Annotated in this window: 19 protein-coding genes and 1 tRNA gene; 11 read left to right on the top strand and 9 right to left on the bottom strand. The window is 70.1% G+C overall.

Features of this window, described 5'->3' with window-relative positions:
• The first annotated feature begins 114 nt into the window (after positions 1–114).
• On the top strand, positions 115–2,475 hold the full coding sequence (locus tag OHA21_RS35440) for a bifunctional polysaccharide deacetylase/glycosyltransferase family 2 protein (RefSeq protein WP_442875194.1): 2,361 nt from the start codon (positions 115–117) through the stop codon (positions 2,473–2,475).
• 53 nt (positions 2,476–2,528) lie between these two features.
• Here the strand turns inward: OHA21_RS35440 and OHA21_RS35445 are convergent, their stop codons facing one another.
• A complete protein-coding gene (locus OHA21_RS35445) occupies positions 2,529–3,773 on the bottom strand; it encodes a GAF domain-containing sensor histidine kinase (RefSeq protein WP_328462526.1) in 1,245 nt (414 codons plus the stop codon).
• A gap of 149 nt (positions 3,774–3,922) precedes the next feature.
• On the opposite strand from OHA21_RS35445, the gene OHA21_RS35450 reads away from it, so the two are divergent.
• The 4 genes from OHA21_RS35450 to OHA21_RS35465 all read left to right on the top strand — a co-directional run bounded on the left by OHA21_RS35450 (position 3,923) and on the right by OHA21_RS35465 (position 6,291).
• Entirely contained in the window at positions 3,923–4,435 is a 513-nt protein-coding gene (locus OHA21_RS35450) for a DUF2199 domain-containing protein (RefSeq protein WP_328462528.1), read from the top strand.
• A gap of 116 nt (positions 4,436–4,551) precedes the next feature.
• Positions 4,552–4,914: a hypothetical protein gene (locus OHA21_RS35455; protein WP_328462529.1), complete on the top strand. Its 363-nt coding sequence runs from the start codon at positions 4,552–4,554 to the stop codon at positions 4,912–4,914.
• Positions 4,911–6,014 (top strand): WXG100 family type VII secretion target, encoded by a 1,104-nt coding sequence (locus OHA21_RS35460; RefSeq protein WP_328462531.1) that lies wholly within the window; start codon positions 4,911–4,913, stop codon positions 6,012–6,014. The genes OHA21_RS35455 and OHA21_RS35460 overlap by 4 nt, the downstream gene beginning before the upstream one ends.
• Positions 6,007–6,291: a hypothetical protein gene (locus OHA21_RS35465; protein ID WP_328462533.1), complete on the top strand. Its 285-nt coding sequence runs from the start codon at positions 6,007–6,009 to the stop codon at positions 6,289–6,291. Before OHA21_RS35460 ends, OHA21_RS35465 begins: the two co-directional genes overlap by 8 nt.
• Positions 6,292–6,374: 83 nt before the next feature.
• On the opposite strand, the gene OHA21_RS35470 is transcribed toward OHA21_RS35465, so the two are convergent.
• From OHA21_RS35470 to OHA21_RS35495, 6 genes are all read right to left on the bottom strand, one after another.
• Positions 6,375–6,448: transfer RNA gene (locus tag OHA21_RS35470), tRNA-Ala, on the bottom strand.
• 93 nt (positions 6,449–6,541) lie between these two features.
• A complete protein-coding gene (gene sepX, locus OHA21_RS35475; RefSeq protein ID WP_328462535.1) occupies positions 6,542–7,291 on the bottom strand; it encodes a divisome protein SepX/GlpR in 750 nt (249 codons plus the stop codon).
• 100 nt (positions 7,292–7,391) lie between these two features.
• Positions 7,392–8,027 (bottom strand): GNAT family N-acetyltransferase, encoded by a 636-nt coding sequence (locus OHA21_RS35480; protein WP_328462537.1) that lies wholly within the window; start codon positions 8,025–8,027, stop codon positions 7,392–7,394.
• The gene (locus OHA21_RS35485; protein WP_328462539.1) at positions 8,028–9,338 is read right to left on the bottom strand and encodes a molybdopterin molybdotransferase MoeA; all 1,311 of its coding nucleotides are present in this window, start codon (positions 9,336–9,338) and stop codon (positions 8,028–8,030) included.
• A complete protein-coding gene (locus tag OHA21_RS35490; RefSeq protein WP_328462541.1) occupies positions 9,335–10,228 on the bottom strand; it encodes a UTP--glucose-1-phosphate uridylyltransferase in 894 nt (297 codons plus the stop codon). Before OHA21_RS35490 ends, OHA21_RS35485 begins: the two co-directional genes overlap by 4 nt.
• A 47-nt stretch (positions 10,229–10,275) precedes the next feature.
• Entirely contained in the window at positions 10,276–12,273 is a 1,998-nt protein-coding gene (locus tag OHA21_RS35495; RefSeq protein ID WP_328462543.1) for a diguanylate cyclase, read from the bottom strand.
• A gap of 81 nt (positions 12,274–12,354) precedes the next feature.
• On the opposite strand from OHA21_RS35495, the gene OHA21_RS35500 reads away from it, so the two are divergent.
• The 3 genes from OHA21_RS35500 to OHA21_RS35510 all read left to right on the top strand — a co-directional run bounded on the left by OHA21_RS35500 (position 12,355) and on the right by OHA21_RS35510 (position 14,449).
• Positions 12,355–12,984 carry a 5-formyltetrahydrofolate cyclo-ligase gene (locus OHA21_RS35500; RefSeq protein WP_328462545.1) on the top strand — a complete coding sequence of 210 codons (630 nt, stop codon included), beginning with the start codon at positions 12,355–12,357 and terminating at the stop codon, positions 12,982–12,984.
• Positions 12,985–13,051: 67 nt separating this feature from the next.
• A complete protein-coding gene (locus tag OHA21_RS35505; RefSeq protein WP_328462547.1) occupies positions 13,052–13,405 on the top strand; it encodes an FmdB family zinc ribbon protein in 354 nt (117 codons plus the stop codon).
• A 645-nt stretch (positions 13,406–14,050) separates the two neighbouring features.
• A complete protein-coding gene (locus OHA21_RS35510) occupies positions 14,051–14,449 on the top strand; it encodes a hypothetical protein (protein ID WP_328478739.1) in 399 nt (132 codons plus the stop codon).
• 172 nt (positions 14,450–14,621) lie between these two features.
• Here OHA21_RS35510 and OHA21_RS35515 read toward each other — a convergent pair whose 3' ends face one another.
• A complete protein-coding gene (locus tag OHA21_RS35515) occupies positions 14,622–14,801 on the bottom strand; it encodes a hypothetical protein (protein ID WP_328462549.1) in 180 nt (59 codons plus the stop codon).
• Positions 14,802–14,865: 64 nt separating this feature from the next.
• Between OHA21_RS35515 and OHA21_RS35520 the strand changes: the two genes are divergently transcribed.
• A complete protein-coding gene (locus OHA21_RS35520) occupies positions 14,866–15,195 on the top strand; it encodes a translation initiation factor 2 (protein WP_328462551.1) in 330 nt (109 codons plus the stop codon).
• A gap of 183 nt (positions 15,196–15,378) precedes the next feature.
• Here OHA21_RS35520 and OHA21_RS35525 read toward each other — a convergent pair whose 3' ends face one another.
• On the bottom strand, positions 15,379–15,855 hold the full coding sequence (locus tag OHA21_RS35525; RefSeq protein ID WP_328462553.1) for a DUF2231 domain-containing protein: 477 nt from the start codon (positions 15,853–15,855) through the stop codon (positions 15,379–15,381).
• A 183-nt stretch (positions 15,856–16,038) separates the two neighbouring features.
• On the opposite strand from OHA21_RS35525, the gene OHA21_RS35530 reads away from it, so the two are divergent.
• Positions 16,039–16,473, top strand: coding sequence for a Fur family transcriptional regulator (locus OHA21_RS35530; protein ID WP_328462555.1), 435 nt, complete (start codon positions 16,039–16,041; stop codon positions 16,471–16,473).
• A 176-nt stretch (positions 16,474–16,649) separates the two neighbouring features.
• Positions 16,650–17,504 carry an oxygenase MpaB family protein gene (locus OHA21_RS35535; RefSeq protein ID WP_328462557.1) on the top strand — a complete coding sequence of 285 codons (855 nt, stop codon included), beginning with the start codon at positions 16,650–16,652 and terminating at the stop codon, positions 17,502–17,504.
• The last annotated feature ends 89 nt before the right edge of the window (positions 17,505–17,593 follow it).

A 17,593-nucleotide genomic window follows, 5' to 3' on the forward strand; every position in this document is an offset into this window, starting at 1 on the left:
ACCCGACGACGACCCCGCGGACAGCACGCCGCCGGCGAAGGTTGCGGCGTGACCGGCGTACCCATCAGGCGCCGTGCCCGCAGCCGGCGGCGCATCCTGCCGCGCCCCCGTGTCATGCTCGGCACCCTGCTGATCGGGTTCTTCGTCGCGGTGCTGGTGGTGCAGGCCTACATCAACGCCGAGTTCAAGAGCGACCACGTCGCGTCCGAGGTCGGCGACCAGGCAGGCGTGCCGCAGACGATCCGGGAGGGCGGGCCGGTCATCAACACGACCGGCGGCCAGGAGAGCACCAGCCGGCTGCCGGAGCGGACCATCGCGCTCACCTTCGACGACGGCCCGGATCCCGAGTGGACGCCGAAGATCCTCAAGGTGCTGCGGGACAACGACGCGCACGGGACGTTCTTCGTCGTCGGTTCGCAGGTGGCCCGTCGCCCGGAACTCACCAAGCAGATCGTGGCCGACGGCAATGAGCTCGGCCTGCACACCTTCACCCACCCGAACATGCAGCGGCTCGCACCCTGGCGACGGGAGCTCGAGCTGTCGCAGAACCAGATGGCGATCGCCCGGGCCACCGGGGTGCGGACCAACCTGGCCCGGTTGCCGTACTCCTCGAAGAACGCCGCGATCGACGAGGTGAACTGGAAGATCGTCAAGGAGGTCGGCGCGCAGGGCTACCTCGTCGTGGTCAACGACACGGACAGCCAGGACTGGCAGCGTCCCGGGGTCGAGCAGATCGTCCGTAACGCCACGCCGCCGAAGGACGAGTCGGCGATCATCCTGTTCCACGACGCCGGCGGCGAGCGGTCGCAGACGGTGGCCGCTCTGGCCGAGTTCATCCCGAGGATGAAGGCTCGCGGCTACCGGTTCACCACCGTCACCGAGGGCCTCAACCTCGGCATCAGCGCCAACGCCGCGGCCAAGGGTCGCGCCGAGAGCACTGAGACGGTTGCTCAGCTGCCGCTCAATCAGGACGCCCCGCACAGCGACGAGTGGCGCGGGCTGGCTCTGATCTGGACGGTACGGCTGGCCGACGGCATGGTCACCGTGATCGCCGGGCTCTTCATCGTGGTGGGTCTGCTGACGATCGGGCGTACCGCGCTGTTGCTTCTGCTGGCGACCCGGCATGCCCGGCAGCGCCGCAAGCGAAGCTGGCGCTGGGGCCCACCGGTCACCGACCCGGTGTCGGTGATCGTGCCCGCCTACAACGAGAAGGAGGGCATCGAGGCCGCTGTCCGGTCGCTGGCCTGCGGCGACTACCCGGAGATCGAGGTGGTGGTGGTCGACGACGGGTCCACCGACGGCACCGCCGACCTGGTCGAGCGGATGGGCCTGCCGAACGTACGGGTGGTCCGCGTGCCCAACGGCGGCAAGCCGAACGCGCTGAACACCGGGGTGGCCCTGGCCCGGCACGACCTGATCGTCACGGTCGACGGCGACACCATCTTCGAGACCGACTCGATCCGGCGGCTGGTGCAGCCGTTCGCCGATCCGTCGGTGGGCGCGGTCGCCGGCAACGTGAAGGTCGGCAACCGGGGCACCATGGTCGCGCTCTGGCAGCACATCGAGTACGTGATCGGTTTCAACCTGGACCGCCGCCTGTACGAGGTGCTCAACTGCATGCCGACCGTGCCCGGAGCGATCGGCGCGTTCCGGCGTGAGGCGCTCGCGCAGGTGGGCGGGGTCAGCGACGAGACCCTGGCCGAGGACACCGACGTCACGATGGCGCTGTGCCGGGCCGGCTGGCGGGTCGTGTACGAGGAGAACGCCAAGGCCTGGACCGAAGCGCCGACCACTCTGGAGCAGCTCTACCGCCAGCGGTACCGGTGGAGCTACGGAACCATGCAGGCGATGTGGAAGCACCGCCACGCGATCTTCGAGTCCGGTCCGTCGGGCCGCTTCGGCCGGGTCGGCCTGCCGTTCCTCGCCCTGTTCGGGGTGGCGCTGCCGATGCTCGCCCCGGTCGTCGACATCATGCTGGTCTACGGCCTGGTCTTCTGGAACCTGCAGGAGACCGTCGCGGCCTGGCTGGGCATGCTGGCGTTGCAGATGTTCACCGCGGCGGTGGCGTTCCGTTTCGACCGCGAGTCGATGCGCCCGCTGCTGCGGTTGCCGTTGCAGCAGTTCGCCTACCGGCAGTTGATGTACCTCGTGCTGCTCCAGTCGGCCACCACCGCGCTGACCGGCGGCCGGCTGCGCTGGCACAAGCTCAACCGGGCCGGGCTGGCCCCACGCTCGCCCAGCCCGGAGCCGACCCCACCGGCCGGCGCCGGTGTCGGGCCGGCGCTCGACACCTGGCCGCCGGCCCGGCAGGACATCCCGCCCTCCTATCCGCGGTCGCCGGTCGGCCGGGCGGTGGCCCCGCCCGTCGTGCCGGTCCAGCCGCGGCACTCCGCGGAGCTTCCGTCCGCCGGCTCAGCCCCGGCGGACTACGGCCCGGTGCGCGCCGGGTGGACACCCGACGACCGCGCCGGGTGAACGCGCCGGCCCGGACCCCACTGTGCAGCCGGTCGGGGTCCGGGCCGGCGGACTCAGGCGATGGCGAGGTCGCGGATCAGCTCGGTCGGGTTCATCTGCGCGTACGGAAAGACCACATGCAACGACGTGCCGTCGCCGGGCCGGTCGGAAAGGGCGACGGTGGCATGGTGCGCATCCAGGATTCGCTTGGCGACGGCCAGGCCACGATCCGGGCCGGGTACGTCAGCCGGGTTCGCAATCGCGCCGTAGTACAGGTGCGGGAACAGGTCGGGCCGCATACCGTCGGGCAGGTCCATGTCGTCCAGGCGTACCGTCGGGCCCGACTCCATCTCCGTGCCCACCCGGACCCGGCCGCCCTCCGGCGTGTATTTGACCGCGGCGAAGAGCAGGTGTGTCAGCACCTGTTCGAGCCGGACCGGGTCGGCGATGATCGGCAGCGACGGGCCGCCGGCCTGGTTGAGGATCCAGATGTGCTTGCTGGCGGCGATCGGCCGGACCGCCTCCACCGCCCGCTGCGTGACCCGGGTCAGGTCGCACTGCCGCATGTGCAGGCTGTCGCCGCCCAGACCGGCCTCGGCCATCGTGGTGAGGTGGTCGATCAGCTCACGGAAGCCCCGGCAGTGCGCTGCGGTGGCCCGGGCCACCAGGTCCGCCATCTCGGCGTCGTGGAAACCGGTGTCACCGAGCCGCTCCAGGTACGCCGACATCAGCCGCAGCGACGACCGAAGCTCCCCGCCCACCAGACCGGCCAGGTCGTCCTTACGGCGTTCCAGCTCCTGGAGCCGGGCCGTGGTGTTGGCGAGCGCGAAGGCGTACCGTCGCAGCTCCAACTGGGCCGTGACCTGCCTGGCCAGCGCACGCAGCGCCTGCTGTTGCTCCATGTCCAGCCGGCGCGGCTCGTTGTCGAGCACGCAGAGCGTGCCCAGCGCGAACCCGTCGGTGGTCAGCAGCGGCGCCCCGGCATAGAACCGGACGCCGTCCGAGGCGGTCACCGCGGGATTGTCGGCGAACCGGGCGTCCTCCCGGGCGTCCGGCACCACCAGCAGGTCCCGGCCGAGGATCGCGTGAGCGCAGAAGGACGCGTCCCGTGAGGTCTCGGCGAGCTCCGTTCCGGTGCTCGCCTTGGCCCACTGCCGGTCGGCGTCGACCAGGCTGACCATCGCCATCGGCGCCTCGCAGACGCCGGCCGCCAGGGCCACGATGTCGTCGAAGTCCTTCTCGGGCGGGCTGTCGAGGATGTCGAGGGAGTAGAGCGCCGCCAAGCGCTCGATCTCGTTGTCGGGCAGGGGTGCTTTCATGTGGGTCACCTCCGAGACTTGCTCCAGAGATACCACCCAAAAGTAGCTATTTTCACGTTTTGCGTAGACTGAACGGCTGACCGCGCGCCGGTGTGACGTATCGGGCTCTGCAACCAAGATTTATACGTCCGGTCGTATGCTTCGCGCCCATGAGCACCGAAAAGTTCGCCTGCGGCATCTGCGGAGCAATGCACAGCGGCCCGCCGCTCAGCTTCGCCGCGACCGCGCCGGACTACTGGCAGCCGGAGATGGCGAACGACTCCGCCTGCCTGCTGGACTCCGACCTGTGCGTCATCTCCGGCGAGCAGTTCTTCGTCCGCGGCCTCATCGAACTGCCGGTGTGGGAGACCGGGGAGGTCTTCACCTGGAGCATGTGGGTCTCCCTCAGCCGACCCAACTTCACCCGCGCCGTCGACGTCTGGGAGCAGGCCGGCAGAGAAACGGAGCCGCCCTACTTCGGCTGGCTTTCCAACGCCATTGCGGGGTACGAGCCGACGACGCTCAACCTCAAGACAAATGTCCACACCCGGCCGGTCGGGCAGTTGCCGTACATCGAACTCGAGCCGACCGACCACCCGCTCGCCGTGGACCAGCGGGCCGGCCTGACCCTGACCCGGGTCAAGGAGATCGCCGCGTTCCACCTGCACCGCACGGACGCCTAGCACTCGCTGAACGCCGAAATAACTCCGCCGGTTCACCGCCACCAGGAAGTTCGCGGCACCTGACAACGAGGCATCAACGGCGGTAATGATCTTCGTCGATTGTTACCGTTCCGGCCATGGCGAGGAAGAACAACCCCAAGGTTCGACGCGGTACGCCCGAGGAGCACAGAGCAGCCGCAGCCGAGTACGAGGCTGCTGTCGGCCGGCTCCAGCGGTCCGCGTACTGGAACCTACGGACTCGTATCGCCAACGTCAGCATCGTCCTGGGACTGCTCTCGCTCGTCGTGGTCGCAAGTGGTGGAGCCGACGGAGCACGGCTGGCCCCGACGCTTGTCTGCGCGATCGCCGGCGTCTGCGGGGCGGGGGTCTACTTCAGCCGGCCCTACCCGGCGTTGACCCGCCGGCTGCTCATCGCGTCGGTCACGCTAACCGTCCTCGGCGTAATAGCCCTGGTCATCGTCGTGGGTGCCGGCAAATGACAACCCTCACGGTTGAGCCTCCCGCTTTGTCCGCCTATGCAGATCAGGTGGACCGGGTTCGCTTCGACTCAACGGTCATCAACGGCTACATCGCCAAGAACGCGGAAGGGGGAACCGGCGGGGAGCTCTTCTCTTTCGCCCAGGAGGGGAACCTGCAGGCGCTACAGACGATTGAGAACACCTTCACGCGGCTCCAGTGCCTGTTGGAGGCTTCAGCCCCCGAGTTGCGCAGCGCGGCCGCCTACTACCGGGAGACCGTTCACGCAGCGGCAACGAGTCTGGACCAGGCACTACCTTCGAATCTCGGCCAATGCCCCACAGCTCTCGAGCAGGAGATCGCCGCCAATGCCTGCGAGCCCGGCCTGTTCCGCGACAGCCGAGCTCCCGAGAACCATCTACTTCCGCCCGGTGAACCGCCAAATTCACCCAACAAGTTCGCATTCATGGACTACATCAGCCCAGCATCGTGGTTGATGAAGGGCCTCGACGTCATCTTTGGCTTCGATCCCATCGCCGAGTTGCAGAACAAGATGTTCGGCGACTGGGAAATCTTCGCGAAGATGCCAGAGGTACTGGCCAACGCGAGTGCAGCGCTCCACGACACCGCCGCGAACCTCCAGTCGGGAGCCACCCAACTGGGCGACAGGTGGCAAGGCAATGCTGGAGGATCGGCGTACCAGTACTTCAGCAATCTTGCTACGGCAATGGATGGAATTCGCCCGTCGCTCGAGGAGATCGGCCGTTCATACCGGACCATGTCCGACGCCGTCTGGGCCGCCGGCGAAGCGATAGGCGGAACGCTCAAAGCAATGATTGACGCGGCAATCATCTCGGCGATGGCCTTCTACGCCGGCACCGCAACAGCCGCCAGCGGCGTGGGTTTGGGTGTCGGCTACACCCTCGCGGCCGTACAGGCAGCCAACGTGCTGAAGCTGTGGGCCGACACGATGAAGTTCGTGCAGAACGCCAACGCTGCGATCATGGCTTTCCGGGCGGCTCTCAACCAGGGACTCAGCGATCTCGAGTCAGTCGAGATGCCGGTCCTCGGCGGCGGAGCCGGATACGACCATCCTTTGGCGGGAGCCGGCGCCCGTGCCTGACCACATTCTTGAGTTGGCGCACGGCAACGCTCGCGTCGCTGAAGCGATCCGCCAGATACTCAGCACAATGGCCGAAAGCGGCAGCGAGAAGATGCGCGAGATGGCCCGCGACGCTCTCGCCGGCGCTCCGCTTCGCGAGTTGGCGCTCAGCAGCGTTTACGGCGACGAACTCGGCGAAGCCTTCGGCCGCGGATGGGCGAGGTGCCAGGCCTTGTCCGCGTCCGAGCGGGCCGATCTCGCCGAAGCCGGCAAAGATCAGTTCGGCGAAATGATCTAGTAGGCGTCGATCTGGTCCAGCTCAGATCGTGCAAGGCCCAGAACCATCAACGGCCAGCGTTTCCGCTGGCCGTCGTGTGTGGGTGGAGCTGAGGGGATTTGAACCCCTGACCCCCTCGATGCGAACGAGGTGCGCTACCAGTCTGCGCCACAGCCCCTTACTTCCTCGGCGATTACCTCACCGTGGAACCGCAGCAAGGCTAACAGGTCGGCGAACCGCCCCGCGAACCGACCCCACAAGATCAGCACACCTAGGCCGTGTGGTGCCGGCCGCCGGCTTCGTAGGGGCGGCCGCGCAGGCCGCCCCGGCGGCGGTAGGAGACGGACCCCCCGTTGGCAACCATCGGCAGATCGGACGGCTCCCGATCCAAGCCCATGGCAGCACGCCGGACGGCTTCGCGCTGGGCGGCCAGGCGACGCTGGGCTTCGCGGCGGGCAGCAGCACGGCGGGCCTGTTCCCGGCGGACCTCGGCCTGGCGCGCGGCGAGCCAGGCCGCTTCGCGGGCCTGGATGCGGCGGCGCCGACGGTCGGCGATGGCGCGGTTGCGCAGGTGGATCAGGTAGACGCCGAGGAGGGTGCCGGTGACCGCGAAGCTGATCCAGAAGCCGGGCCCGACGGCCAGGACGCCGACCAGCTCGATCAGGTTGAGCAGGATCAGCGCGGCGAAGACGCGGCGGCGGCGGACCACCGCGGGGGTGCCACGGCGTTCGCGTACGCGCATCGGCCGCTTCCCCGTGACCAGCCGCAGACGCCGTTGGGGTGGCGCCGGATCACCCGATGGGGCGGGTACCGTAACCGTGACCTGGCGGCCGGGGTTGATCGGTCGGCGTCCGGGCACGGTGCGGCGACGGCGGTGGCGTTGCAGCACCCGCGCCGTCGACGACGCCCGTTCCGCGGCCAGTCGCTCGGTGGCGTCGTACCGGCGGACGAGCGCCGGGGCGAGAGCGAGCAATCCGGCTGCGGCCAGGACGGCGAGGAGCACCGAGGTCGGCACCCTCACCCCTCCGTTCCACCAGAACAGATGACACGACGAATGCGAGGTTACGGGCGGTAGCCGTGATATTTCGCGCGCCGCGCCGGTAGCGTCGCGACGTACAAGATCAATTGCCGGTGCGTACGCGCTTCCAGCGGGACAGCAGCCCGCCCTCCGCGACGACCTCTTCGCTGGTCATGGCGTACCCGAGGTGGTCGCGCCAGCCGCCGTCGATGTGCATGTAGCGCTGGTGGTACGCCTCCTCGCGAAACCCCAGCTTCTCCACGACCCGGCGACTGGGCCCGTTCTCCGGCCGGATGTTGACCTCTATGCGGTGCAGCCCACCCGGCCCGAACGCATGGTCCACAGCCAGGGCCAGCGCCGTCGGGATCACACCGCGCCCGGCCACCCGGTAGTCCACCCAGTAGCCCGCGTACGCCGACGCGAACGCCCGCCGCACGATGTTGCCCAGGTTGACGTGCCCGACCAGCCGCTCCTGCCCGTTCTCAGCCAGGCAGACAGCGAACGGCATGCTCTCGCCGCGCCGGGCGGCTCGTTTCATGTCGCGGTAGACGTAGCCGAAGGCTCGCGGCGAGTTCATCTCGGCCCACGGCCCGGGCGGCGCCGACTCCCAGGGCGACAGCCACGCCTGGTTGGCGATCCGCACATCGGACCAGGCCCGGGCATCGCCACGCTTGTAGGGCCGCAACAGCACCGGCCCGTCCGCCAGCACGGCGGGCCAACCGGGCGTGGCCCCCAGCATTCATCGCCTCCGGTCGAGGAGCAGTACGTCGACGGTCGATCCCGCGGCCGCGGTGGTGACTCGTTCACCGAGCACCAACAGACCGTTGGCCTCCGCGAGACCGGAGAGAGTGTACGGCCCACCGGCGAGCGGCTGCACCGTGTAGCCACCCCCGCGCCGTTCCGCGACGTGCGCCGGCCGGAACTCGCGCAGCCCGCCGGGTGAGGAGACGGTCTCCAGCAGGTGCGCCTTGACGCTGGGCCGGAAGACCGGTTCGGATCCGGCGAGCAGCTGGATCACCGGGCGGGCCAGCACTTCGAAGCCGATCAGCGCGGCGCCCGGCTCGCCCGGCAGGCACACCACCGGCACCTCTTCGCCGCCGACGGTGCCGAAGCCGAGCGAGGTGCCGGGGCAGAGCGCCACGTTGGTGAACTCCACCGAACCCCGGCCGGGGCCGGGCCGGGAGAGCACCCGGCGCAGCATGTCACCCGGCCCGGTGCCGGTGCCCCCGGTCGTGATGATCAGGTCGGCGCGCAGCGTCTGGTCCTCCAGCAGGCCACGCAGGCCTTCCGGGTCGTCGTCGCAGATGCCGATCCGGTACGCCAGAGCCCCCGCCTCCACCGCCGCAGCGGTGAGCGCGTGCGAGTTGGCGTCGACGACCTGGCCCGGCTGACTGGGCCGGCCCACGTCGACGAGTTCGTCGCCGGTGGCCACGACGACCACCCGCGGGCTGGGCCGGACCAGCACGTGCCCGATGCCGGCGGCGGCGAAGGTGGCCACCATCGGCGGGCTCACGTACGAGCCGTTGGGAGCGAGCACCTGGCCGACTGCCAGTTCTTCGCCGGCTCGGCGTACGCCCGACCCCCGCTTCGGCGCGTGCATGATCTCCACGGCCGCCATGCCCTGGTCGGTCCAGTGCACCGGAACCACGACGTCGGCGCCGATCGGCAGCGGCGCGCCGGCCGCCACCGAGAAGCAGGTCCCCGGCGTGAGCCGGACCGGGCGCCAGCTGGCCGCACCCAGGTCACCGACCACGTTGAGCCGGACCGTCCGGGCGCTGCTCTCGAACTGCCCGAACGACGGGTGCGACCCGATGCGCCCGGCGCCGGCCAGGTCTTCCCATCGGGCCGCGTACCCGTCGATCGCGGCCTGGTCGAACGCCGGGAACGGGTGCGGCGCGACCACGTCGGCCGCCAGCACGTTCCCGTGCGCCTGAGTGAGGTCGAGGTCGAGCGGAGGCAGCGCCCGCAACCTGCGCAGCACGCTGCCCAGGTATTCGGCGAGAGGCATCAGCTCGTTGGCGGCCGCCTCGGCATCGGCCGTGGCGGTCATCCCTTCCGACCACCGACGAAGTCGGTCAGCCAGGTCAGGAATTCCTCGCCCAGGTCCGGGCGCTTGACGGCCAGCTCGACGACCGTCTGCAGGTAGCCCAGCGGCATGCCGGTGTCGTAGCGGTGGCCGCGGTAGACGATGCCGTGCACCGGCGTGCCCTCGGCGAGCAGCGTCGCCATCGCGTCGGTCAGCTGGATCTCGCCGCCGGCGCCCGGCTTGGTGTCCGCGATCGCGTCGAAGATCTTCCCCGGCAGGACGTAGCGCCCGATCACCGCCAGATTGCTCGGCGCTTCCTCCGGCGACGGCTTCTCGACCAAGCCGGTGACCTTCACCAGATCGGACTCATCCGTTTTTTCCACGGAAGCGATCCCGTACCGGGATGTTTCGGATGGCGACACTTCGAGCAGCGCCAGCACGATGCCACCGGTCTCCGCTTGCAGATCGAGCATCGCGGGCAACAGCGGCCGATCCTCCTCGACGAACTCGTCGCCGAGCAGCACCGCGAACGGCTCGTCGCCGACGTGCGAGGCGGCCGTGCCGACGGCGTGGCCGAGCCCGAGCGCCTCGCCCTGCCGCACGGTGTAGATATCGGCCAGCTCGCTCGTCCGCCGGACCGCGGCGAGGCGCTCCTGGTCGCCCTTCTCCTCCAGCCGCTGCTCCACGTCGGGTCGGCGGTCGAAGTGATCGACCATCGAAGTCTTGCCACGGCCGGTGACCAACAGGACGTCGTTCAGACCGGCGGCCGCCGCCTCCTCGACGATGTACTGCAGCACCGGCCGGTCGACCACCGGAAGCAGCTCCTTGGGAACCGCCTTGGTGGCCGGCAGGAACCGCGTGGCGAGACCCGCCGCCGGGATCACTGCCTTCGCCGCGCGCTTCTTCGTCGTCATTCAGTCCACCGCACCTTCACTGGATCGTGCCCGGGCATGCCGCGAGACTATCGGCCGCCACCGTGTCTCGGCGGTTGCGGCCCACCGGTGGCGACCGATTCCCGCTCGGCAAGTCGGTATGTATCTCTACCCGCGTTCTTCGCCGCGTAAAGCGCTTCGTCTGCGGCGTCGAGCACTTCCTGCGCGGTGCTGCCGTGCTCCGGGAAGACCGCGATGCCGATCGAGACGCTGATCGGGATGCGGTCGTCGAGGCCGGGACGCCGCGGGTCGACCGGCACCGGCCAGTCCCGCACCGCGGCGCCGAGTCGTTCCGCCACGATCACACCGCCGTAGGCGTCGGTCTCCGGAAGCAGCACCACGAACTCCTCCCCGCCCTGCCGGAACGCCACGTCCACCTCGCGCAACCCGATCCGGATCCGCCGTGCGAACTCGCCCAGCACCTGATCACCGGCCGTGTGCCCGTAAGTGTCGTTCACTTCCTTGAAGTGATCCAGGTCCAGCACCAGCACGGTGAGCATCCGGCCGAACCGGCTGGCCCGCTCCACCTCCCGGCGCAGCACCTCACGTAGATAACGGTAGTTCCAGAGACCGGTGAGCGGGTCGGTCAGAGAAAGTCGCTGGGCTTCCTCGTGCACCCGTACGTTGTGCACCGCGACCCCGGCCTGACCAGCGAAGGTACGCACAGTCCGCAGGTCCGCGTCGTCGAAGGCCGGCCCGCCCAGCCGATCGTAGAGAGCCAGCACGCCGAGCGCGCCCGGTTCCGGTTCGGTCTCCTCGCTGGGCGGGGCGCAGATCGGCACAGCGAGATACGACTCACACACCGGCTCGTCCGGGCCCGACCCGCCGTTGCCCCGCCGCGGCGTCGCGGTGGCCGCCACGGCCCCGAGCACGCCCCGGCCCGGCACCAGACGGCGCTGCGTCAGCTCCGCGGCCGGCACGTCCCAGGCACCGGTCAGCCCGGCGCCGCAGCGCGCGGCCAGTCGCCCGTCGGCCGGGTCGGCGAGCAGGACCAGCCCGGCTCGCGCACCGGTCGCGGTCATCGCGGTCCGCAGGATCACCGGCAGGATGCGGTCCAGGTCGTGGGTGCTGGACAGGGTGTCGCCCAGAATCGCCAGGTGGCGCCGCAGCTGATCCCGGCTCGCGGTCAGCGCCTGCACGTAGGACTGCAGCTCCCGGGTCATCCGGTTGAACGTGCCGGCCAGCCGCCCCAGCTCGTCCGGGCGCGGGATCGGCACCCGGGTGTCGAGATCACCGTTGGCCACCCGGTCCGCCGCCCAGGCCAGATCGCCGAGCGGGCGGGTGGTGGAGCGGGCCAGCCAGCGGGCGGCCAGCACCGCGATCACAGCGGTGGTCAGGACGATCAGCAGTAGAATCGCGTACCGGAAACTCGCATCTCCGGCCGGAATGCTCAGCGTGAGCGGCAATGGTTGGCCCGGCCCGCCGGTCAGTTTCTGGGTCACCGTGCCGTCGCGCTGCGGCGCGGCGGCGCCGAGCGCCACACCGACCCCACCGGCCGCGCCGAGGCGGTCCAGCATTGCTTGATCGATGCGCTGAGCAGCGATGACGGTCAGACCTTCGGCGTACGCGGACGCGGAGATTCCGGTGACCGCAGTGGCGTCCTGGCCGTCCCACCCTCCGCCGGCGCAATCCCGCCAGCCTGCCGCGGTGTCGTCCGAACCGGTGCCGGTGCTGATCCGCGGCTGAATCGCGGCGTCCGGAGCTCCACCGCGCCCGCTCAGCGCCCCTCCGCTTTGATCCGGATCGGTCAGGCGTACCTCGGTGGCAAGACCTCGCGAGATCAACTGGTCAGCCACCGCGGAACGGGCCTCCACCGGGACCACCGCGACCGAGTCAGCCACCGCCTGCAGCTGCCGGCAGAGCGCTCCCACAGCAGCTCCGACGGTCGTCGCGGCATGGTCGAGGCGCTCGGCGGTCCGTTCCCGGCTCACCGCGCCGACAGTCAGGGCCACGAAGATCGACCCGAGCAGGACCGGACCGAGCACGACCACCAGAAACGCGCTGGTGAGCCGGCCACGTAATGTCACACATCCTCCCGGGAGTGGCCCTCTTTGGAGCGATGCTGACATAGTGTGCACCGTTTGCCGGTTTTCGAAAGGGGGTGTTGCATGTCGGATTTAGCCGGTGACGCGGAAAAATCACCACAAAACAAGATCGCGCTGCGCGCTCGCCTGCTCACCGCGCGTCGATCACTCTCGGACGGCACCCTCGCGGCCGCAGCCGCGCAACTTCAAGATCAAACCCTTGCTCTGGTACGCCGGACCGCGCCCTCGACCCTTGCGGCGTACGTGCCGATCGGCTCCGAACCGGGCGGCCCCGACCTGCCGAACCTGCTGGCCGACGCGCTCGCGCCCGGCGGGCGGCTGATCGTTCCGGTCCTGCTCGCCGACAACGACCTGGACTGGGCCGTCTGGGACGCCCGGCTGCTCAGGGGACCGCGTGGCCTGCTGGAACCGGACGGTCCACGACTCGGCGTGAACGCGATCCGGGAAGCCGACCTCGTGCTGGTCCCGGCGCTCGCGGTGGGCCCGGACGGCACCCGGATGGGCCGCGGCGGCGGCTCCTACGACCGCGTCCTCGCCCGCCTGCCGAATCCGGGCCCGCTCACCGTGGCACTGCTCCACGATGGTGAGGAGGTCGACGAGGTTCCGGCCGAACCGCACGACCGCCGGGTCCACGCTGTGATCACACCCACTGGCGGCTTCTCCCTCAAGCCGGGCCCCGAGTGGACGAATTGACCTCCGATGCCGCAACATTGGCACTCGGAGTTGGCGAGTGCCAGCAGCCGATCGATCCGGAGGAGCCGTGCCTACCTACCAGTACGCCTGCACCGAGTGTGGTGAGCAGCTCGAAGCCGTGCAGTCCTTCTCCGACCCGGCGCTCACCGAGTGTCCGAACTGCCACGGCAAGCTCCGTAAGGTGTTCAACTCGGTCGGCATCGTCTTCAAGGGTTCCGGCTTCTACCGCAACGACTCGCGGTCCGGCAACGTAAGCGCCGAGAAGTCCGGCGCCGCCACCCCCGACGCCGCAGCCAAGAAGCCGGAGACGTCCTCGACGGGATCCTCGTCGTCTTCGTCGTCCACCACCCCGGCCGCAGCCTCGTCGTCCTCATCGTCATCGAGCTCCTCGTCCGGCTCCGCAACCGCCGCGGCTTCCTGACCTCAACAGCGAAAAGCGCGCCGAGCCCTCAACCGGCCCGGCGCGCTTCCTCGTGCCCGCGGCCTATCCCGCCCGGCCAGCTTCCTCGCGGCCAGCCCTACCTCGGGGCCAGCCCTACCTCGGGGCCGGCACCGTTCCTCGCGGCTACCTGCCTTCCCTCGCGGCCAGCGCCGACCTCGCGATCACCGCGCTTCCTCGCGAGCACCCGCCTTTCCACGCGGCCACCACCCACCTCGCGCCGCCGCGCTTCGTCACGGCCACCACCTCGCGCCGCCACGCTTCGTCGCGGCCACCACCCACCTCCCGCCGCCGCGCTTCGTCGCGGCCACCCACCTCGCGCCGCCGCGCTTTGTCGCGGCCACCACCCACCTTGCGCCGCCGCGCTTCGTCGCGGCCGGCGCCCCAACTCGCAGCCTCCGCGCTCTTAGCAAGATCTCCTGAGGTCGCCGGCGTTATCCACAATTCCCGGCCGTCCACAGCCTGCCGCCCAGGCCGCCCACAAATCTCCTACCGTCGGCCCGCCAGCACAGCGCGGCGAGTCAGGAGGTCAGGGTGCCCCGTTCCGATCCGGCAGGCGAACGCCTCGACCCGGTGAAATGGCGCGGTCCCAGCCGCGGCTCGCTCCTGCGCCTAGCCACCGTCGCAGTGTTGTTGATCACAGCAGCCGCCGTCCTGTGGATGCGGCCGACCACCTGCCCCGCGCCGATCATCACCGGTTCGGCATCACCGGCCGCCCCTGAACCACCACGATCGTCCACCGGCGTGACAGCGGTCCCGGCGGGAAGCGTCGGCCTACCGGTCCGGCTGGCCGACCCGGCGGCATTGGCCGTGGTCCGGCCCGGCAATCGGGTCGACCTGCTCCGGCTCGAGGACGACGACGGCCGCCGCACCACACCGGTCGCGAGCAACGCGCTGGTCCTGGAGGTCACCGGCAAAGACGATCCAGTCACCGGCGGCCTGCTGCTCGCTCTGCGCCCAGCCGATGCAGAACGCGCGGTGGCAGCCCCGGGCCGAGGCTTCGCCATCCTGATCCGCCCCGGCTGAGCAACGCATCACGGTCGCCCGAGCCTGAATCCGGCGCGCAAGCGGGATTCGGCGCGCAAGCGCGGATCCGGCGCGCAAGCGGGATCCGGCGCGCAAGCGGGGACTCGGCGCCCTGAGCTTGAATCCGGCGCGCCGAGTGGGGATCCGGCGCGTCCGCACCTGGGTCCGGGTGTCAGTCCCAGTGAGGCGGCCGGTCCTCCAGCAGGCGATCGTCGTTGGAGTAGCTGACCTCGCCCCAGCCCCGCTCGGTGTCGTCACGGGTCTGATCAGGCAACACCGGCGCCTCTTCGGACTCGAAGTCGACCTCGCGCTCGGCGTCGCTGTCCCGCTCCGGGTCATCCAGGATGTCCACGACTACGAGGGTAAGCCGACAGCCACGCGGCCGTCGTCCCCCTCCGGCTGTACCGTCGGTGAACGTGAGCTCCCCCACCAGCGAGCCGGACGACGCGTTCTGGCAGCGTCCCGACCCTTCCGCAGCATCGCTCGGCCGCCCGGACCGGGACGAGCCGCCCGTACCCGAGCCGCCCGGCTATGCCGGACCGCCCCGAGCCGACCCGCCCGCGCCCGGCTGGCGGCCGCCGACGATCGCCAACCCTCCGCCGCCGCGGGCCATGCCGCCGCAGGACATGGACGCGCTCGACGAGGCCGAGGGCTCCGCGCGAACCGTGACCTACGGGATCGGCCTGGTCGCCGGCGCGGTCGGGATCATCCTCATGTGCCTGTTCTGCTCCCGGATCATCTTCTGACCGGTCGGCCGCGCGAGAAAGCCCGCGCAGCCGACCGCGGAAGAAGAGCCGCGCAGCCGACTGCGCGAGAAGGCCCGCGCCGCCGGCCTCGCGAGAAGGCCCCGCCCAGCCGGCCCGCGAGGAAGCATCGCCTGGCCGGCCGCCGGAGAGACAGCCGGCCGCGAAATCAGCCGGCCGCCGAAGTCAGTAGGTGCCCCAGACCGCGGTAGCACCCGAGTCGCCGGTCTGGAAGACGTAGTAGCCGGTCAGCGCGGCCAGAACGATCACGACCACAGCAATTGCCAGGTCGGCGATCCGGGGCAGCGCCCGAGGGTTGCGTACGGTCAGCGCGACCAGGATCAGGCTCACCACGCCCAAGGCGATGGACAGCCAGGTGGTGAGCGTCCCGTAGTCCATGTGCTGGTCGAGGATCTCCTTGCCGTTGCCGCTCAGCCCTTGGCCGAGCAGCCGGTTGTAGAGCTCGGTACCGGACTGCTTCGAGACGAACGCCGAGGCGGGCGCCACCACAGCCAGCAGCGCGACCGCCCAGCCGAGTTTCGGCCGCCAGGGCGGCACGAGCGCGTAGACGGTCGCCCCAAGTGCCAGCAGGGGTACGAAGATGACTGCGGCATGCAGCACGAGGATATGTACCGGTAAGCCGTTGACCTGGTCGAACACCATTCCTCCTCGATCCGGGTTCACCCGGGGATGCGGGGGTGCGTGCGCGGGGATCCGGGGTGTCCGCGCAAGCTTAGGAGTCGTTGACGGCGCAAACATCCCCTCGTGACAATCTTGTAGCCGGACTGATCCGCCGCGACCGCTGTCAGGGTTGGTGAATCACGTCGCCCGTGTTGTCATGGACCGATGTCCACCGGTGCAGAACTGCTGCGTACGCATGGCTTGCGGGTCACCCGGCCGCGTCTTGCGGTGCTCGAGGTCCTCGCCGCCGGCGGTCACCTGGAGGTGGACGAGATCGCCCGCCAGGTCCGCACCCGGCTCGACTCCGTCTCCACGCAGGCGGTCTACGACGTCCTGGGCGCGCTGTCCCGGGCCGGCCTGGCCCGCCGGATCGAGCCGGCCGGCAGCCCCGCCAGGTTCGAGGCCCGTGTCGGCGACAACCATCATCACATCGTGTGCCGCGGCTGCGGCCAGATCGCCGATGTCGACTGCGCGGTCGGCGAGCCACCCTGCCTGACGCCCAGCAGCGCCCACGGCTTCGCCTTGGACGAGGCCGAGATCACCTTCTGGGGCCTCTGCCCGCCCTGCCAGTCCCAGCGAGACGCCGACATCTCCACCTGAGCCCGGCCCCGGCCCGATGTGCCAGGCCGCAAGACTCCCCCATCTCCACCTGAGCGCGGCCCGATGTGCCAGACCCAGCAAGACTCCCCCAGCTCCACCTGAATCGAGCCTCGGCCCGACCTCCGGAGCCCGGCTGGACTCCGAATTCTCCGCCTGAGCGTGGCACGCTGGATGGCATGACCGGAGACGTTGGCCTGTTCGGACCGGATTCGATCACCTGGAAACTGCATCGTGAACCCATCCTGATGCTCGGCGGGCTGCGCTCGCTCTACCTGCAGGCGCTGCACCCCCGCGCAGTCGCCGGCATCTCACAGAACTCGGGGTATCGCGCCGACCCCTGGGGTCGCCTGATGCGCACGTCGAACTACGTCGGGACGGTCATCTACGGCAGCACCGGCGAGGTGCACGAGGCCGCCGCCCGGCTGCGCCGCCTGCACGCCCGGATGACCGCGGTGGACCCGCGCACCGGGGAACGCTTCCCGATCAACGAGCCGGAGCTGCTGCGCTGGGTGCACGTCGCCGAGGTCGAGTCGTTCCTGAGCACCGCGGTGCACGCCGGGGTACGCCTCACCGACGACGAGGTCGACGCGTACTACACCGAGCAACTCCGGTCCGCCGAGCTCGTCGGGCTGGATCCGGCCATCGTGCCGTCCACAGCCGCCGAGGTCGCGGACTACTACGCGGGCCTGCGCCCCGAACTCGGCTTGACCCGGGACAGCGCGGAGACGGCTCTCTTCCTCACCGTGCCGCCGGTGCCGGCCACCTGGGGCAGCCGGGCGCTGCGGCTCGGTCTCACCCTCGGTCCGCCGCGCTGGGCATACCTCGGCATTGCCGGCACCGCGATCGGCCTGCTGCCGCCCTGGGCCCGCAAGATGTACGGCGGCCTGGGCTGGCCCACCACCGACCTGGCCGCGAGCCTCTCCGCCCGAGGCTTGCGGGCGCTGATCGCCACGATCCTGTCCACCCTGCCCAAGCAGTACCGGGTCGCTCCGATGCGCCAGGCCGCCCTGGAACGCGCCGGCCTAGCCTGACCGCGCGCCAAACAAGGCAAAGCAGCCTGGCAAGGCAAGCCGGAAAGACAAGCCGGAAAGACAGGCCGAGGAGGGAAGCAAGCCGAGGA

It is taken from the genome of Actinoplanes sp. NBC_00393, from assembly GCF_036053395.1.
In the GTDB taxonomy this organism is placed as follows: domain Bacteria; phylum Actinomycetota; class Actinomycetes; order Mycobacteriales; family Micromonosporaceae; genus Actinoplanes.

Excerpts from the sequence above, each read along its gene's own strand:
- OHA21_RS35440 (WP_442875194.1), top strand. The coding sequence starts at position 115 with ATGCTCGGCACCCTGCTGATCGGGTTCTTCGTCGCGGTGCTGGTGGTG.
- OHA21_RS35445 (WP_328462526.1), bottom strand. The coding sequence starts at position 3,773 with ATGAAAGCACCCCTGCCCGACAACGAGATCGAGCGCTTGGCGGCGCTC.
- OHA21_RS35450 (WP_328462528.1), top strand. The coding sequence starts at position 3,923 with ATGAGCACCGAAAAGTTCGCCTGCGGCATCTGCGGAGCAATGCACAGC.
- OHA21_RS35455 (WP_328462529.1), top strand. The coding sequence starts at position 4,552 with ATGGCGAGGAAGAACAACCCCAAGGTTCGACGCGGTACGCCCGAGGAG.
- OHA21_RS35460 (WP_328462531.1), top strand. The coding sequence starts at position 4,911 with ATGACAACCCTCACGGTTGAGCCTCCCGCTTTGTCCGCCTATGCAGAT.
- OHA21_RS35480 (WP_328462537.1), bottom strand. The coding sequence starts at position 8,027 with ATGCTGGGGGCCACGCCCGGTTGGCCCGCCGTGCTGGCGGACGGGCCG.
- OHA21_RS35485 (WP_328462539.1), bottom strand. The coding sequence starts at position 9,338 with ATGACCGCCACGGCCGATGCCGAGGCGGCCGCCAACGAGCTGATGCCT.
- OHA21_RS35490 (WP_328462541.1), bottom strand. The coding sequence starts at position 10,228 with ATGACGACGAAGAAGCGCGCGGCGAAGGCAGTGATCCCGGCGGCGGGT.
- OHA21_RS35500 (WP_328462545.1), top strand. The coding sequence starts at position 12,355 with ATGTCGGATTTAGCCGGTGACGCGGAAAAATCACCACAAAACAAGATC.
- OHA21_RS35525 (WP_328462553.1), bottom strand. The coding sequence starts at position 15,855 with ATGGTGTTCGACCAGGTCAACGGCTTACCGGTACATATCCTCGTGCTG.
- OHA21_RS35530 (WP_328462555.1), top strand. The coding sequence starts at position 16,039 with ATGTCCACCGGTGCAGAACTGCTGCGTACGCATGGCTTGCGGGTCACC.
- OHA21_RS35535 (WP_328462557.1), top strand. The coding sequence starts at position 16,650 with ATGACCGGAGACGTTGGCCTGTTCGGACCGGATTCGATCACCTGGAAA.